17 protein-coding genes are annotated in these 16,326 nt (G+C 70.1%); 5 read left to right on the forward strand and 12 right to left on the reverse strand.

What is annotated here, in order from left to right; all coding sequences use genetic code 11:
- Nucleotides 1–50: 50 nt before the first annotated feature.
- The 5 genes from H489_RS37520 to H489_RS20420 form a co-directional block, all read right to left on the reverse strand.
- The gene (locus H489_RS37520) at nucleotides 51–242 is read right to left on the reverse strand and encodes a hypothetical protein (RefSeq protein WP_139179596.1); all 192 of its coding nucleotides are present in this window, start codon (nucleotides 240–242) and stop codon (nucleotides 51–53) included.
- Nucleotides 243–604: 362 nt separating this feature from the next.
- The gene (locus H489_RS20405) at nucleotides 605–1,411 is read right to left on the reverse strand and encodes an ABC transporter ATP-binding protein (protein ID WP_017885475.1); all 807 of its coding nucleotides are present in this window, start codon (nucleotides 1,409–1,411) and stop codon (nucleotides 605–607) included.
- Complete coding sequence (locus H489_RS20410) at nucleotides 1,408–2,310, reverse strand: ABC transporter ATP-binding protein (RefSeq protein WP_017885476.1); 903 nt, start codon at nucleotides 2,308–2,310, stop codon at nucleotides 1,408–1,410. The genes H489_RS20405 and H489_RS20410 overlap by 4 nt, the downstream gene beginning before the upstream one ends.
- Entirely contained in the window at nucleotides 2,303–3,289 is a 987-nt protein-coding gene (locus H489_RS20415) for a branched-chain amino acid ABC transporter permease (RefSeq protein WP_017885477.1), read from the reverse strand. Before H489_RS20415 ends, H489_RS20410 begins: the two co-directional genes overlap by 8 nt.
- A 12-nt stretch (nucleotides 3,290–3,301) precedes the next feature.
- Nucleotides 3,302–4,612 (reverse strand): branched-chain amino acid ABC transporter permease, encoded by a 1,311-nt coding sequence (locus H489_RS20420; RefSeq protein WP_017885478.1) that lies wholly within the window; start codon nucleotides 4,610–4,612, stop codon nucleotides 3,302–3,304.
- Between the two features lie 326 nt (nucleotides 4,613–4,938).
- Between H489_RS20420 and guaB the strand changes: the two genes are divergently transcribed.
- The 4 genes from guaB (at nucleotide 4,939) to H489_RS20440 (ending at nucleotide 9,775) form a co-directional block, all read left to right on the forward strand.
- Nucleotides 4,939–6,441, forward strand: a complete 1,503-nt coding sequence (gene guaB / locus H489_RS20425; protein ID WP_017885479.1) for an IMP dehydrogenase — start codon at nucleotides 4,939–4,941, stop codon at nucleotides 6,439–6,441.
- Nucleotides 6,442–6,647: 206 nt separating this feature from the next.
- The gene (locus tag H489_RS20430; protein ID WP_017885480.1) at nucleotides 6,648–7,553 is read left to right on the forward strand and encodes a hypothetical protein; all 906 of its coding nucleotides are present in this window, start codon (nucleotides 6,648–6,650) and stop codon (nucleotides 7,551–7,553) included.
- 182 nt (nucleotides 7,554–7,735) lie between these two features.
- Complete coding sequence (locus H489_RS20435; protein WP_017885481.1) at nucleotides 7,736–8,137, forward strand: VOC family protein; 402 nt, start codon at nucleotides 7,736–7,738, stop codon at nucleotides 8,135–8,137.
- A gap of 309 nt (nucleotides 8,138–8,446) precedes the next feature.
- Nucleotides 8,447–9,775 carry an ABC transporter substrate-binding protein gene (locus H489_RS20440; protein ID WP_031259028.1) on the forward strand — a complete coding sequence of 443 codons (1,329 nt, stop codon included), beginning with the start codon at nucleotides 8,447–8,449 and terminating at the stop codon, nucleotides 9,773–9,775.
- Between the two features lie 154 nt (nucleotides 9,776–9,929).
- Here H489_RS20440 and rarD read toward each other — a convergent pair whose 3' ends face one another.
- Both rarD and groES read right to left on the reverse strand, forming a co-directional pair.
- Nucleotides 9,930–10,892, reverse strand: coding sequence for an EamA family transporter RarD (gene rarD, locus H489_RS20445; RefSeq protein ID WP_017885483.1), 963 nt, complete (start codon nucleotides 10,890–10,892; stop codon nucleotides 9,930–9,932).
- A gap of 164 nt (nucleotides 10,893–11,056) precedes the next feature.
- Nucleotides 11,057–11,353: a co-chaperone GroES gene (gene groES, locus H489_RS20450; RefSeq protein ID WP_017885484.1), complete on the reverse strand. Its 297-nt coding sequence runs from the start codon at nucleotides 11,351–11,353 to the stop codon at nucleotides 11,057–11,059.
- A gap of 159 nt (nucleotides 11,354–11,512) precedes the next feature.
- Between groES and H489_RS20455 the strand changes: the two genes are divergently transcribed.
- A complete protein-coding gene (locus tag H489_RS20455) occupies nucleotides 11,513–12,715 on the forward strand; it encodes a class I SAM-dependent methyltransferase (RefSeq protein WP_017885485.1) in 1,203 nt (400 codons plus the stop codon).
- Between the two features lie 49 nt (nucleotides 12,716–12,764).
- Here the strand turns inward: H489_RS20455 and H489_RS37955 are convergent, their stop codons facing one another.
- The 5 genes from H489_RS37955 to H489_RS20475 form a co-directional block, all read right to left on the reverse strand.
- Nucleotides 12,765–13,592: a DUF4190 domain-containing protein gene (locus H489_RS37955; RefSeq protein WP_017885486.1), complete on the reverse strand. Its 828-nt coding sequence runs from the start codon at nucleotides 13,590–13,592 to the stop codon at nucleotides 12,765–12,767.
- Between the two features lie 86 nt (nucleotides 13,593–13,678).
- Nucleotides 13,679–14,734: a tRNA (adenosine(37)-N6)-threonylcarbamoyltransferase complex transferase subunit TsaD gene (gene tsaD / locus H489_RS20460; protein ID WP_031259030.1), complete on the reverse strand. Its 1,056-nt coding sequence runs from the start codon at nucleotides 14,732–14,734 to the stop codon at nucleotides 13,679–13,681.
- Nucleotides 14,721–15,266: a ribosomal protein S18-alanine N-acetyltransferase gene (rimI, locus tag H489_RS20465; RefSeq protein ID WP_017885488.1), complete on the reverse strand. Its 546-nt coding sequence runs from the start codon at nucleotides 15,264–15,266 to the stop codon at nucleotides 14,721–14,723. Before rimI ends, tsaD begins: the two co-directional genes overlap by 14 nt.
- On the reverse strand, nucleotides 15,263–15,898 hold the full coding sequence (tsaB, locus tag H489_RS20470) for a tRNA (adenosine(37)-N6)-threonylcarbamoyltransferase complex dimerization subunit type 1 TsaB (protein ID WP_031259031.1): 636 nt from the start codon (nucleotides 15,896–15,898) through the stop codon (nucleotides 15,263–15,265). The genes rimI and tsaB overlap by 4 nt, the downstream gene beginning before the upstream one ends.
- 20 nt (nucleotides 15,899–15,918) lie before the next feature.
- Nucleotides 15,919–16,281: a GNAT family N-acetyltransferase gene (locus H489_RS20475; protein WP_017885490.1), complete on the reverse strand. Its 363-nt coding sequence runs from the start codon at nucleotides 16,279–16,281 to the stop codon at nucleotides 15,919–15,921.
- Between the last annotated feature and the right edge of the window lie 45 nt (nucleotides 16,282–16,326).

Genomic DNA, 16,326 nt, shown 5'->3' on the forward strand with positions numbered 1-16,326 from the left:
GGTGCGGACGGCCGGCAACCTCGCACCGTGCAGCCGTCACGGCGGAGCCGTCAGCGCGGGCGGCGCGGGGCTCGTCGACGTTTGCGGAGCACCCGCAGCACGAAGCCGAGCAGGAGCGCGAGCACCACGAGGACGACGAGGAGCACTGCCGCGACCTTGACGAGCAGCGCCGCACCGACGAACAGCGCGATGAAGACCACCCACACCAGGGCGTCCATCGCGCTCACCGACAGTCTCTGCACCTGCGGAACGATACCGACCCGCGCGGGGCGAGTAGCGCCTCCTGGCCGGGTGCGACGGGCGACGCCGTCGTCAACGGAAGACGCCGTCGTCAACGGAATACGCCGTCGTCAGCGCAGGACGCCGCCATCCCGACGAGACGCCGCTGGATTCCGAGGCGTCTCGACGGGACCGCGGCGTCGACGGAACACGACGGCGTCATGCGACCACAGTCACCCGACCAGACGCGATCGGACGCGACCAGACGCGAGCCGCGCCTCCGGGCCGGGTACAGGAGCGGGGCCGTGCGGCGCGAAGCGACCACGCACGGCCCCACCCGTCACGGATACCACCCCCACAGCGGTACCCGTAGCCGACGACAGCGCTAGCGCTGTGCGTCGACGTCCTTGGCGAGCGTCCCCAGGTAGAGCTCGATGACCTTGGGATCGTCAGCGAGTTCCTTCCCGGTGCCCGAGTACGCGTTCTTCCCCTGGTCGAGCACGTACCCACGATCGCAGATCTGCAGACAGCGTCGCGCGTTCTGCTCCACCATGATGATCGACACACCGGCCTTGTTGATCCGGCGGGTCCGCAGGAACGTCTCGTCCTGACGCACGGGGGACAGTCCGGCGCTCGGCTCGTCGAGCAGCAGCACCTTCGGGTCCATCATCAGCGCCCGGGCCATCGCGACGGACTGCCGCTCACCGCCCGACAGCGATCCGGCCCGCTGGTTCCGCCGCTGGGCGAGGACCGGGAACAGGTCGTAGATGACCTCGAGCCGCTCGGTGAACTTCCGGGGCCGCAGGTACAGCCCCATCTGCAGGTTCTCCTCGATCGACAGCGACGGGAACACGTTGTTCGTCTGCGGCACGAAGCCGACACCGGCCTGCACGAGCTTGTTCGCCTTGAGGTTCGTGATGTCGTCACCCTGCAGGGTCACCGAACCCTCGCGGATGGACACGAGCCCGAACAGCGCCTTGAGGAGCGTCGACTTGCCCGCCCCGTTCGGCCCGATGATGCCGATGAGCTCGCCCGGGTAGCAGTCCAGGTCGCAGCCGTTCAGGATGTTCACGCCCGGCAGGTACCCGGCGACGAGGTTCTTCGCGCTGAGCACCGGCTCGCGTTCCAGCGTGGCCGCCGGGGACGGACTGGAGGCACTGCTCGCGTTCGTGGGGTCCGCCTGGTCCGTCATCGGGTCGTCTCCTCTGCTGCTGCGTCCGCCGCGTCTTCTTCCGCGACTTCCTCTGCCAGTTCCTCGAAGGTCTCCTCGGTGAGGAGCGAGTCGTCACCCAGGTCGGTGTCGTGGTGCGCACCGAGGTAGGCGTCGATCACGGCCTGGTCGTCCATCACCGTGTCCGCCGGGCCCTCGGCGACGACCTTGCCCTCGGCCATCACGACCACCCAGTCCGAGATGTGCCGGACCATGTGCATGTCGTGCTCGACGAACAGCACGGTCATGCCGTCGTCGCGCAGGGACTGGATGTGCCCGAGGAGCGACTGGGTGAGCGCGGGGTTCACGCCGGCCATCGGCTCGTCGAGCATGATCATCGTCGGGTCGGACATCAGCGCCCGGGCCATCTCGAGCAGCTTCCGCTGCCCGCCGGACAGCGAGCCCGCGTAGTCGTCGGCCTTGGTGTCGAGCTTGAACCGGGCGAGCAGGTCCTCGGCCTTGGCCGTGATCTCGCGCTCCCGCTTCGCCCACACCGGCTTGACCAGGGCGGCGAAGAAGTTCTCGCCGGGCTGGTCGCGAGCGCCGAGCAGCATGTTCTGCATCACGGTGAGCCGCGACAGGGCCTTGGTCAGCTGGAAGGTGCGGACCATGCCCTTGTTCGCGATGTGCGTCGCGCTCGTCTTCTGCAGCGTGGCGCCGTTGAACTGCGTCTTCGCACCGGGGCTCGGCTTGTCGAATCCGGTGAGCAGGTTGAAGAACGTGGTCTTGCCGGCGCCGTTCGGGCCGATCAGGGCGGTGATGGAGCCGCGCTGGACCTCGAGGTGGTCGACGTCCACGGCGGTCATGCCCCCGAAGCGGCGGGTGACGTCGTCGACGGTGAGGATCGGGTCGGCCTTGGGGTGGCCGTAGGTCTCAGACACTGAACGTCAGCTCCTTCTTGTTGCCGAGCAACCCCTGTGGACGGAACACGATGAGCAGCATGAGCGCGACGCCGACGAGCACGTACGAGAACTGCTCGGCCTGCTGTGCGTTCATGATCGAGTCGGGGATGAAGTCGCCGGCCAGCGTGCGGATGAAGAGCCGGACGACGAAGAAGAGCACGGCTCCGAGCACCGGTCCGAACACCGTCGCCGCGCCACCGAGGATGAGCGCCGTCCAGATGAAGAACGTCATCGAGCGGCCCATGGCGTCCGGTTGCACGGAACTCGGCAGGACGTAGATGATGCCCGCGATCGCACCGAGCGCCCCACCGAACACGAGCGCCTGCATCTTGTACGAGTAGACGTTCTTGCCGAGCGAGCGGACGGCGTCCTCGTCCTCGCGGATGGCCTTCACCACGCGGCCCCACGGGCTGCGCATGAGCAGGAACAGCACCAGGGTGAACAGAGCGACCATGGCCCACGCCGCGATGCGGATCCACCAGCCGTTGACGCCGTTGTTGGCGTACGTGAACCACAGGATCGTGGTGGTGCCGTCGGGCAGTGGGCTGAGGGCGGTGAACGGGTCGCGGTAGCTCGACCCGGTGATGCCGTTCGAGCCGCCCGTGGTCGAGGTGAGCAGGCTCGAGCGGCCCACCATGCGGATGATCTCGGCGCCGGAGATCGTGACGATCGCCAGGTAGTCGCCGCGCAACCGCAGGGTCGGGACGCCGAGGATGATCGCGAACACGATCGAGACGAGCAGGGCGATGAGCACCGCCATCACGAACGGCAGTCCGTTGGTGATCGAGATCGCGAAGCCGTAGGCCCCGAGCAGCAGGAACGCCGCCTGGCCCATGTTCACGAGCCCGGTGAGCCCGAAGTGCACGTTCAGGCCGATCGCGGCCAGCGCGAACGCCGCCGTGGTCGGGGCGAGTGCCTCCTGGGTGAGCGAGGACAGCAGGTTGAGGATGTAGTCCATGCGCGTGCTCCCTTAGCCGATCCGCTCGGCGCGGCCGAAGATGCCCTGCGGCCGGAACAGCAGGATGAGGATGAGGATGACGAGGGCGGTGGCGTACTTGAAGTCACCGGGGAGCACCAGGTTCGTGAGCTCCACGACGACCCCGATGATCATCGAGCCGACCAGGGCGCCGTACGCGGTACCGAGGCCGCCGAGCGTGACCGAGGCGAACATGAGCAGGAGCAGCTGGAGCCCCGTCTGCCAGTTCACGCCGTTCAGGACGAGCCCGAGCATCACGCCGGACAGGCCAGCCAGACCGGCGGCGAGCGTCCACACGAAGCGGATCACCCGGTCGACGTCGATGCCGGAGGCCGCGGCGAGCGCCGGGTTGTCCGACACGGCGCGGGTGGCCCGACCGAAGCGCGTCTTCGCCAGGAAGAGCCCGGTGGCGACGAGGACCACGAGCGCGATCCCCATGGCGACGTAGGACTGCACCGTCAGGGTCACGCCGGCGAACCGCACGGTCTCCGGGTTGCCCTGCTGGATGCGGACCGTCGAGGCGCCGAAGAAGTACTGGAACGCGTACTGGGCGGCGATCGACAGCCCGATCGTCACGATCATGAGCTGCGTCAGGCTGATGCGTCGGCGCCGGAGCGGGCGCCAGATCGCGGCGTCCTGCAGGTACCCGGTCGCGGCGCACAACAGCGTGACGACGATGCCGGTGACCCAGATGTTCCAGCCGAGCTGGTTGGCGAAGACGTACGCCAGCAGACCGCCGAGGGTGACCTGCTCACCGTGCGAGAAGCTCGACAACCCCGTCGTGCCGTAGATGAGCGAGAGCCCGATGGACGCCAGCGCGATCAGCAGGCCGAGCCGGAGCCCGGATGCGAACTGCTGCCAGGCCCGCTGCATGCTCACACCCGACGAGTCGGACGAGGTCGTCGCGCCCTTCTGGTCGGACAGCTGGAAGATCTGCCCGACGTTGGCGTTCAGCGTCGCCTGCACCTTCCGCTCGGCGTCCGCGGCGTTGGTCAGGTACTGCCCCTTCGGCAGGGTGCCCTGGTCGACGCTCACCGTGTACTCGCCAGCGGTCTCGACCTTGACGGACCAGCGGCCGTCGGCGTTGGTCGTGGCCGTCTGGTCGAAGCCGCTCGGGCCGGTCACGTCGACGTCGACGCCCTCGGCCGGATCACGCTCGGAGTCGGTGATCGTGCCCTGGATGCACCCGTTGTCGGGGCTGACGGTGCACGCCTGGCTGGTGGCCGGAGCCGACGTGGCACTGAAGGCCGGCAGGGTGACCGCCCAGTCGATCAGGAAGGTCGCCAGGAACGCGGCCACGAGCACGGCCGCGAGGACCGGTCGTCGTCGTGTCTGGCGGAGGCGGAACAGGCGCGGCTGCGCCCGTCCCGGAGGAGTGATGGATCCCACGGAAGAGCCTCTCGTTCGGATGACGAGGAACCTATGGGGATTTTGTGACACCCGTGTTTCCAACACGTTCCCTGTGTGATTCGTACCCGAACTGTGACGTTGTGGAGGAATGCTCCGAGGCGGGCGCGATCCGTGCCTCCAGGCGGAATGCGGCGACAGCCGCTCGCGTTACCATGTCCTATCCGGAACCCGTCGTCGTGTTCCCGGTGTCTCGACACTTCACTCGCCCACGAAGGGGACCCATGGACCAGCCGGATCCGTTCGGATTCATCGGACTCACGTACGACGACGTCATGCTCCTGCCCGGGCACACCGACGTCATCCCGAGCGAGGCGTCCACCGCGTCCCGGCTCACCAAGCGGATCTCCGTCAACGTCCCGCTGCTCTCTGCTGCGATGGACACCGTCACCGAAGCCCGCATGGCGATCGCCATGGCGCGCCAGGGCGGCATCGGGATCCTGCACCGCAACCTGTCCATCGAGGACCAGGCTGCCTACGTCGACAAGGTCAAGCGCTCCGAGTCGGGCATGATCACCAACCCGGTGACCACCACCCCGGACGCCACCGTGGCCGAGGTCGACGCGCTCTGCGGCCAGTTCCGTGTCTCCGGCCTGCCGGTCGTCGAGCAGGACGGCACCCTCGTCGGCATCATCACGAACCGCGACATGCGCTTCGTGGCCACGTTCGAGCAGGCCACCACGTACGTGCGCGACGTCATGACGAAGGCGCCGCTGATCACCGCGCTCGAGGGCATCGACCCCGAAGAGGCGATCGCCATCTTCGCCCAGCACAAGATCGAGAAGCTGCCGCTGGTCGACGCCGAGGGCAAGCTCCGCGGCCTCATCACCGTCAAGGACTTCGACAAGAGCGAGCAGTACCCGGACGCCACCAAGGACGACGAGGGCCGGCTCCGCGTCGGTGCGGCGATCGGCTTCTTCGGCGACGCCTGGCAGCGCGCCGAGGCCCTGCGTGACGCCGGCGTCGACGTGCTCGTCGTCGACACCGCCAACGGTGAGAGCGAAGGCGTGCTCGACATGGTCCGCCGCCTCAAGGCCGACCCGACGTTCGACGCGATCGACGTCATCGGCGGCAACGTCGCCACCCGCGCGGGCGCCCAGGCGCTCATCGACGCCGGTGTCGACGCCGTCAAGGTCGGTGTCGGCCCGGGCTCGATCTGCACCACGCGCGTCGTCGCCGGTGTGGGCGTGCCGCAGGTGACGGCCGTGTACGAGGCGTCCCTCGCCGCACGTGAAGCCGGTGTGCCGATCATCGCCGACGGTGGCCTGCAGTACTCGGGCGACATCGCGAAGGCCCTGGTCGCCGGTGCCGACACCGTCATGCTCGGATCACTGCTGGCCGGCACCGACGAGTCCCCCGGTGACCTGGTGTTCGTGGGCGGCAAGCAGTTCAAGGCCTACCGCGGCATGGGGTCCCTCGGGGCCCTGCAGACCCGCGGCAAGAAGACCTCGTACTCGAAGGACCGCTACTTCCAGGCGGACGTGCCGAACGACGACAAGCTCATCCCCGAGGGCATCGAGGGCCAGGTGCCCTACCGCGGCTCGGTCGGCAACGTCGTGTACCAGCTCACCGGTGGGCTGCGGCAGTCGATGTTCTACGTCGGCGGTCGCACGATCCCCGAGCTGAAGGCCCGTGGCAAGTTCGTCCGCATCACCGCGGCGGGGCTCAAGGAGTCCCACCCGCACGACGTCCAGATGGTCGTCGAGGCGCCGAACTACCGCAGCTAGCCTGCGGGCCGGGCCGGTTCTGGTCCGCAAGACGCCGTCGTGTCGTTGAGACGCCGCCGAATCCGGCGGCGTCTCAACGCTTTCCGGGCGTGGTTCGGAGACGACGGCGTCTTGCGACTCCTCCACAGGCGGCAACGGCCTGGAGGCTCTCCACCGGTCCGTCGTGCGAGTCGCCTCGCGCCGTGGTCGCGTTCCATGCTGCGGGGATGAACGCGCTCGCCCGGACAGCACTGGTCCGTGTCCCGTCGGCCCTGCACGAACCGGTACGCCTGTTCCACGGCGCCGCCGTCGAACGTCCGGAGTGGGAGGCGCTCTCACCCCTGGAACGCCGGCGCCTGTTCGTCCGCGCACGGTACGGGTCCCTGCAGTCCGAGTGCGTCGTCTCGGGGACCTCGGCCGCGGCGCTCTGGGGCTTGCCTGACTTCGACGCGACCGACTGGCGGCTGCACGTGATCGACGTCCGGCTCGACAAGACGCACACCGGTCGAGGCGTCGTCCGTCACGCTGGGCGGATCCGGAACGGCGAACGCGTCGTGGTCGACGGGATCCCGACGACCTCGCTCGACCGGACCGTGCTCGACATCGCGCGTCGGCAGTCGTTCACCCACGCCGTCGTCGTGCTCGACCACGTGCTCCGGTCTGCCCTGGTCAGCCGCGAAGGGCTCGTCGCCGCACTCGACGCGCTCGGACCACCTGGGCGCCTGCGCGGATGCCGACAGGCTGCCGCCGCGATCGACTTCGCCGATGCCCGTGCCGAATCGCCCGGCGAGTCGATCAGCCGCGTCACCGCCCGTGACCTCGGGGGTCCTGCTCCGGAGCTGCAGCGCGAGTTCGAGACACCGCTCGGCAGGTTCAGGACGGACTTCTGGTGGCCCGACGCCGGCGTGATCGGTGAGTTCGACGGTCGCTTGAAGTACGACGACCCTCGAGCGCTGTGGGACGAGAAGAACCGTGAGGACGCGCTCCGACGGGATCCCGAGGTGCGCGGGTTCGCGCGGTGGACGATGCGGGAAGCTGCGGATGCACGAGCGCTGGCTGCGGTGCTGTCGGCTGCCGGGCTCCCCTTGTTCCGCGCAGCACCGATCGGCGCACGTCGCCAGCCGGGCTCGTGAGCAGCGGCTGGCGGGCAGCGCGAGACGCCGTCGTGCGGGTTGGGCGCCGCCGAGTCCCCGAGACGCCGCCGAATTTGGCGGCGTCTCGCGAGCACCGCGGCGTCGGAGCAGCACGACGGCGTCTTCACCCAGTCCCCCGCCCCGTCCCCCGCAGCTGCGTTCCCCGGCGGTAGTGTCGCGGCATGGTCAGCGCTGTCTCCCACACCACGATCGACTCCCGCGACGCCTACGCCCAGTCCGAGTGGTGGAAGCAGGTGCTCGGGTACGTGGACCTGCCCGACGACCCGAATGCTCCGGGGCACGAGGAGTGCGAGATCACAGCACCCGATCGATCGCACACGGTGCTGTTCCTCCAGGTGCCCGAGACGAAGACCGTGAAGAACCGGATCCACTTCGACCTGCGCCCCACCGACCGCACCCGCGACGAGGAGGTCGAGCGGCTCCGCGGCATCGGTGCCGTGGAGCTCGCCGACCTGCGCCACCCGGACGGCGGATGGGTGGTCTTCGCCGACCCGGAGGGCAACGAGTTCTGCGTCCTGCGGTCCCAGGCCGAACTCGACGAGGAAGCCGGACAGCAGAGCTGACCGGGCCAGCACGGCTGACCGGGCCAGCACGGCTGACCGGCCCGCCGTCCACCGGCGCGCCCCCGGGCCTCCCGAACACCCTGCCGGACCATCCGCCTGGCGCAGGTCAGGGCACCACGCCGGCACCGCGGCTCCTGCACGGATGCCTGTCCCCACGCACAGGAACGTCACGGCTCGGTAACGAAACACCTTTGCGTACCGCCCCGTCACACGGGCGAAACACATGGACCCTACGTTTCTCGACATCCAGTGGAGGCGTCGCATTCACCCGAAGCGGCACAGCCTCCGCGCAGAGAAAGGGCTCCACGGATGATCAGAACCACCCGTGCCACCGCGGCACTGGCGTTGGCGGGCGCAGCAGCCGTCCTCCTCGCCGCGTGTTCCACCACCGGCAGTGCTTCCCCCTCGAGCTCGGCGTCGAGCGATGCGAAGAAGGATCCCGCCGCCAGCTGCAAGGCCCCCGACACCCCTGGCACGGACGCGCTGAAGATCGGCACGATCCTGCCCCTGACCGGTTCGCTGGCCTACCTGAACCCGCCGGCCGAGTCCGGTGTCGGCCTGGCCGTCAAGGACATCAACGCCGCGGGCGGTGTCCTCGACAAGGACGTCACGATCGACCCGGCGACCGACTCCGGTGACAGCAACGACATGACCGTGTCGAGCTCCGCGGCGACGAAGCTCGTCAACGCGAAGGTCCCGGTCGCGATCGGCGCCGAGTCCTCGTCCGTCACGCTGAACGTCATCGACCAGCTGACCAGCAACTGCATCGTCGAGATCTCGCCGGCGAACACGGCGAGCGACCTCTCCGGGTACTCGTCGTACTACTACCGGACCGCACCGCCGGACTCGGTGCAGGGTTCCGCGCTCGGTCAGCTCGTGACCGGTGACGGCAACGCGAAGGTCGCCTTCCTGGTCTTCAACGACACGTACGGCACCGGCCTCCGCAACTCCGTGCAGGCCGCGGTCGAGGCTTCGGGCGGCCAGGTCGTCTACGGCGGCAAGGGCGAGGGCCAGGAGTTCCCGCCCGGCCAGACCACGTTCTCGTCCGAGGTGACCGCGGCACTGGCCCAGAAGCCCGACGCGATCGTCGTCCTGGCCTTCGACGAGACGAAGTCGATCATCCCGGAGCTCGTCTCGCAGGGGAACGAAGCGAAGATCTACATGTCCGACGGCAACACGGCGGACTACTCGAAGGACTTCGACAAGGGCACCCTGAGCGGCGCCCAGGGCACCATCCCCGGTGCCTCGCCGAAGGACGACTTCAAGAAGCAGCTCGCTGCGTTCTACAAGGACTCGTCGGGCAAGACGCTCGCCGACTACTCGTACGCGGCCGAGTCGTACGACGCCACGGTCCTCGCCGCCCTCGCTGCGGTGAAGGGCAAGGGCACCGACTCCGGCACGATCCAGGCCAACATGGCTGCGGTGTCGGGAGCTGACGGCGGCACGGAGTGTGCGACGTTCAAGGAGTGCAAGACGCTCCTGGACGACGGCAAGGACATCCACTACACCGGCCCGTCCGGCATCGGTCCGTTCGACGACAACAACGACCCGTCGAGCGCGTACATCGGCATCTACAAGTTCGACGGCGACAACAAGCCCGTCTACCAGAGCGCCATCCAGGGTGCGGTGAAGAAGTAGGGTTCAGCCCAGCACCGCTCGCGAGAGCGACAGGCCCCCGCGGAAGTTCCGCGGGGGCCTGTCGCTTTCGCGGTGGAGACCGGGACGAGCGGCACGATGTGTCGCCTCCACAAGACAGGACCGACGGGCGGCCTGGAGGCCCGTGGAGACCGGGTCAGACCGGCTCGGCCGGGGTGGGTGCGAGCGCCCGGCGGCGGGACGCGCGTGCGGCGGCGAACGAGTCCGCCGTCAGCACCACGAGCGCGAGCCACACGATGCCGAAGCCGAACCAGCGCCCGGCCGACATCTCCTCGTGCTGCACCAGGACCCCGACGAGCAGCTGCATCACCGGTGCCAGGTACTGGGTCAGGCCCAGGGTCGACAGGCTCACCCGGCGCGCCGACGAGGCGAAGAGCAGCAGCGGCACCGCGGTCGCCGGCCCGGTCAGCACGGTGATGACAGCGTGCCCCCAGCCCTCGCTCGTGAACGTCACGCCGCCGCCGAGCCCGGTCACACCGAGCACCACCAGCGCCACGACCGCGATCGGCAGCAGCCACACGGTCTCGATCGTCAGGCCGCTCAGCGCGTCCACGGTGCCGCCGACGCGCTTCTTCACCAAGCCGTACAGGCCGAACGAGAACGCCAGGGCCAGCGAGATCCACGGCATCTGCCCGTAGCCGATCGCGATGACCACGACCGCCACGACGCTCAACCCGACCGCGGCCCACTGCGCCGGACGCAGGCGTTCGCGCAGGACCACGACGCCGAGGGCGATCGTGACGAGCGGGTTGATGAAGTACCCGAGCGCGGCCTCGACCGTGTGACCGGTCGTCGTCGCGAGGACGTAGACGGTCCAGTTCACCAGGATCAGGACGGCGGCGAGCCCCATCACGAGCATCACGCGGCGCTGGGCCATCAAGGTGCGGGTGCGGAGCCACGACCGGGTGACCGCGATCGCCACCGCGCAGAACACCAGACCGAAGACGATCCGCCACGACACGATCTCGAACGCCGCCGCGGGGGCCATGGCCGCGAAGAGCAGGGGCATCAGCCCCCAGAGCCCGTAGGCCACGACGGCCTGCACCACGCCGACGGATGCCTCGCTGCGGACGGGTCGCGCCGGACTCGGTTCACTCACGGAACCATCCTAGGAAGGACCGCCGACCCCGGGACGTGCACCGGGCCTCCAGGCGGGCTGCAAGCGGGCTGATCAGGACCGGAGCGCTCTGCAGACCGGCCCCGGACACACGAACGCCCCGTCGGCCCGAAGGCCGGACGGGGCGTCCGTCATGCGTACTGGACTCAGTGGACGATGACCGCGAGGACGTCGCGGGCCGACAGGACCAGCAGGTCCTCGCCCGAGTACTTGACCTCGGTTCCGCCGTACTTGGAGTAGATGACCTTGTCACCCACGGCGACGTCGAGCGGGACGCGGTTGCCGTTGTCGTCGATGCGACCCGGACCCACGGCGACGACCTCGCCCTCCTGGGGCTTCTCCTTCGCGGTGTCGGGGATGACCAGACCGGAAGCGGTGGTCTGCTCCGCCTCGACCTGGCGGATGACGATGCGATCCTCGAGCGGCTTGATGCTGACGGCCACGGTGACCTCTTCTTTCTCGGTACGGACTCGGTACAGATGAAAACCGGTTGGCACTTCGCACAGGAGAGTGCCAACGCCAACTCTAGGGGGCCACTGGCACTCGGTCAATCCGAGTGCCAGCACACCCGGAGAACACGCAGCACCTGCGAGGATCGACGCATGGACGCCGCCGAACTCACCGCACTGCTGACCCCGGACGGGATGGCCCTGCTCGACCGTACCCCCGGTGTCTCCGACGGCGGCGAGATCGTCCGCGTGGTGTCCCGGCTGCGCGCTGAGGGCCACGACCCACGGCTCGTCGCAGCCGTGCTGACCCAGGCGAAGCTCCGGCTCAAGGCCCGCGGCAAGTTCGGTGACTTCGCGTCCCGGATGCTCTTCACCGAGGCCGGTCTCGAGCAGGCCACCCGACTGCAGGTCGCGGCCCAGCACGCCGGACGCTTCGCCGCCGCGGGGCTCACCCGGGTCGCCGACCTCGGCTGCGGCATCGGCGGGGACGCCATGGCGATGGCGGCGCTCGACCTGGACGTCACCGCCGTCGACCGCGACGAGGTCACGGCTGCCGTCGCGACCCACAACCTGGCGCTCTGGCCGAACGCGCGGGTGGAGCTCGGCGACGCCGAGTCCTTCGACCTGTCCTCGGTGGACGGCGCGTGGATGGACCCCGCACGACGCACCTCCGGCCACTCCGACACCCGCCGACTCGCCGACCCGGACGACTGGTCCCCCTCGCTCGACACGGTGTTCGCCGCAGCGACGACGACACCGACCGGCGTGAAGCTCGGACCCGGCATCGACCGCGACCTGATCCCGGACACCGCCGAGGCCCAGTGGACCTCCGTCGACCGCGAGGTCGTCGAGCTCGCCCTGTGGTTCGGCCCCCTCGCACGCCCCGGCATCCGCCGCGCGGCCACCGTCATCGGCAGCCACGGCATCGACGAGATGACCGGAGCGGCAGACGCCGACGACACCGAGGTCGGACCGCTCGGCGCCTACCTGTACGAGCCGGACGGCGCCGTGATCCGCGCGCGACTGATCGGCGACCTGGCGAGGGGCCTCGACGGGCACATGCTGTCCGACGGCATCGCCTACGTCACGTCCGACCGGGCCGTCACGACACCCTTCGCGCAGGGGTTCCGGGTGCTCGACACGATGCCGCTCGACGTCAAGCGGCTGGCCGCGCGGCTCGCCGCCGACGGCATCGGCACCGTCGAGATCAAGAAGCGCGGCGTCGACGTCGACCCGGCGCAGTTCCGCAAACGGCTGCGGTTGCGCGGATCGGGTCGCGTCACACTCGTGCTCACCCGCCTGGAGGGACGCCACACGGCGATCCTGTGCGAGCGGCTCACCGACACGGTCGGCTGACGGCCGGGGGCCGGGGGCCGCTCGCGGCCTCCGTCACCCTGCGGCGAAGTCAGCTGACGAAGGCCCCGGTGTTCGAGCTGTAGTCGGAGTAGTCGGAGTAGTCCGAGTAGTTCGACGAGTTCGCGATCGAGATCCACACCAGGGCGACGATCAGGATGAACAGGCCCGTCAGGACCCAGCCACCGATGATGCCTGCGAGCGCCAGGCCACGGCCGCCCTCGCCGCTCTGCTTGATCTTGCCGAGGGCGATGTGGCCCATGATCGCGCCGGCCGGGCTCGTCAGGATGATGATCGGCCAGATGATGACGCCGCCGAACGCGAAGACGATCGACAGGATCGACAGGACGTTCGTCTTCGGTCGCTGCGCGTAGGGCTGGTACGAGTACGGGTTGGCCGCGTACGGCTGCTGCTGCTGCGCGTACGGGTTCTGCTGCTGACCGTAGGGGTTCTGCTGCTGACCGTAGGGGTTCTGCTGCTGACCGTAAGGGTTCTGCGGTGCGCCGTACGCCTGCTGCGGCTGCTGTTGCTGGGCCGCGTACGGGTTCTGCTGCTGCGGCGGCTGGCCGTACGGGTTCTGCTGCTGCGGCGGCTGGCCGTACGGGTTCTGCTGCTGCGGCGGCTGGCCGGACGGGTTCTGCTGCTGCGGCGGCTGGCCGGACGGGTTCTGCTGCTGGCCGTACGGGTTCTGCTGCTGCGGCGGCTGGCCGTACGGGTTCTGCTGCTGGCCGTACGGGTTCTGGGGCGCTTCCGGAGCCGACGGGGCCTGCGGCGCGTCAGGTGCTTGCGGGGCGTCCGGGGCGGGTGCACCGTCGGGCTGTCCGTTCGCCGCGCCGTTCGGCGTCTCGCCCGGCTTCGGCCACTCGTTCTGATCGGACACCGTCCACCCCTCTCGGGCGTCCGGTCTCTCCGACGCCCGTGTGAATCCTCCCACAGGCTCCCCCAGAAGGACCGGGGCCGAACTGGTCAGACCTGGACGGTCGTCACCGGCAGGGTCGAGTCCGCCGCGATGCCGAGGTCGCTCGGCGCGTGCCCCTCGGCAACGAGTCGGGCGCCGACGGCGGCGATCATCGCGCCGTTGTCCGTGCACAGGTCGAACGGCGGGATCCGCAGCCGCACGCCCACGGCCGCGCAGCGTTCCTCGGCGACCTGCCGCAACCGGGCGTTCGCGACGACGCCGCCACCGAGCAGCAGCCGGTCGACACCGGTGTCGCGGCAGGCGTTCAGGGCCTTGGTGAGCAGGACGTCGACGACGGCCTCGCGGAAGCTCGCGGCGACGTCGGCCACCGGCACCTCTCGGCCCTCGTCGCGGCAGCGTTCGACCCAGCGGGCCACGGCGGTCTTCAGCCCCGAGAACGAGAAGTCGTACCGGTGTGCGGCCATGTCCTTCGGCAGCGTCAGCCCGCGGGGGAACCGGATCGCCGTCGGGTCGCCCTCGGCCGCGGCCCGGTCGATCTGCGGGCCGCCGGGGTAGGGCAGTCCGAGCAGCCGCGCGACCTTGTCGAACGCCTCGCCCGCCGCGTCGTCGATCGTCTCGCCGAGCAGTTCGACGTCACCGACCAGGTCCCGCACCAGCAGCAGCGACGTGTGCCCACCGGAGACGAGCAGCGCGATCGTCGGCAGCTCGATCTCGCTGCCGTCCTCGCGCAGCACGTCGGCACCGACGTGCCCGACCAGGTGGTTGACGCCGTACAGCGGCTTGCCCGTGGCCACGGCGAGCGCCTTCGCTGCCCCCACCCCGACCATGAGCGCTCCGGCCAGACCCGGCCCGGCGGTCACTGCGACGGCGTCGAGCTCGTCGAGGGTGACGCCGGCACGCTCGAGCGCCTCGTGCAGCGTCGGGGTCATCGCCTCCAGGTGGGCCCGTGCGGCGACCTCGGGCACGACCCCGCCGTAGCGCGCGTGCTCGTCCATGCTCGAGGCGATCACGTTCGCCAGCAGGGTGTTCCCCCGCACGATCCCCACGCCCGTCTCGTCGCAGCTCGTCTCGATGCCGAGCACCAGTGGTTCAGTCGCGCTCACCGAGGGCCTCCTGTCCGATGGGTCCGACGTCCGACGACGGTTCCGCGTCCGGGCCGGGCAGTTCCGCCCGCATCACCCACGCGTCGACGCCGTCCGGTTGGTAGTAGCGTGGCCGGGTCGCGATGTGCTCGAACCCGAACGCCGTGTACATCGCCTGCGCGACGGGGTTGTCCGCCCGCACCTCGAGGAACACCTCGCGCACCCCGCGGCGCCGGGCCTCGTCGAGCAGTTCCGTGAACAGGACCCGTCCGAGCCCCTTGCCGCGCTGATCGGCGGCGACCGCGATGGTCTGCACGTCGGCCACCGGGTTGCCCGCCAGGGACGAGAGTCCGGCGTACCCGACGACCATCGGCGCTGCGGTGTCGTCGACGGTCTCGATCACGACGTAGTACCCGTGCGGTGAGTACAGCTCGCCCGACATCTGCGACGCCGACCAGGCGTCCGTCGGGAACGAGACGTGCTCGAGCCACATGATGTCGTCGAGGTCCTGCGGGTGGGCTCGGCGCAGGCGGAGCGCGTCCGGCAGGGTCACTGCTTCACCCGTTTCGGCGCACCGGGCACCGTGACGTCGGGGTCGCGCAGGTACAGGGGGGTGTCCTGGTCGAACGCCGCGCCGGACGCGAGTCGGTCCGCGGCGAGCGCGCCGAGCCTCCAGGCCGGGATGGACGTGACGGTCACGCGGTCCCAGCCCACGGCTGCGGGCCGGGAGGCGCGGATCGCGTCGTCGAGATCGGCGGGCTTGGCGAGTCCGGGGCCGGCCACGCGGACGCCGTCGGCGTCGTAGGCGCTCCAGTAGACCTCGCGGCGGCGGGCGTCCGTGAGGACGACGAAGGGGCCGGCGAGGCCGGCGGCGCGCTGGTCGAGGGCGACGGCGTCGTGGCTGACGAGCGGCAGGACGGGGACGCCGCGGGCTGCGGCGAAGGTGCGGGCGGCGGCGATGCCGACGCGCAGGCCGGTGAAGGGGCCCGGGCCCATGCCGGCGACGACCCCGGTGACGTCGGCGCCGGTGATGCCCGCCTCGGCGAGGGTGTCGGCCAGGAACGGGCCGATCACCTCGGCGTGCCGGCGGCTGTCCTCGGTGTCGCGGGTCGCGAGGGCCTGGCCGGTGACCGGGTCGACGACGGCGACGGAGGTCCCGGCGGAGGTGTCGATCGCGAGCAGCACCCGTCCATCGTAGGCGGCGGTCAGCGCACCGGCAGTCCCAGGGACCACGCGACCTCGTGCTCCAGCTGCCCCGTCCGGCGGAACAGGCGGACCTGGTGGGTGTCCGGCAGCGCGGCAGCCAGGGCCTGTCGGTCGGCGGGTGCGAAGCCGAGCGACTGCCAGAACGGACCGGAGCGACGGGAGAACAGCCACGCACGCTGGGCGCCGGCCTCGGCGGCCCGGTCGATCGCGAACCGTGCGAGGCGGGTGCCGGCTCCGGACCCGCGGTGCTGCGGAGCGACGGCCACGCTGCGGACGAGGACGTGCACGCCGTCCGCGCTCGACTCGAAGCCGGTGCTGCCGATCACGCTGCCGTCGTCGGCGCGATCGGTCCAGAGCCGCACGGTCGGGACGTCGAGCCCGGCCAGGGTCAGGTCGGCCTCGACGAG

This window comes from Curtobacterium flaccumfaciens UCD-AKU (assembly GCF_000349565.1).
GTDB classification, from domain to species: Bacteria; Actinomycetota; Actinomycetes; order Actinomycetales; family Microbacteriaceae; genus Curtobacterium; species Curtobacterium poinsettiae.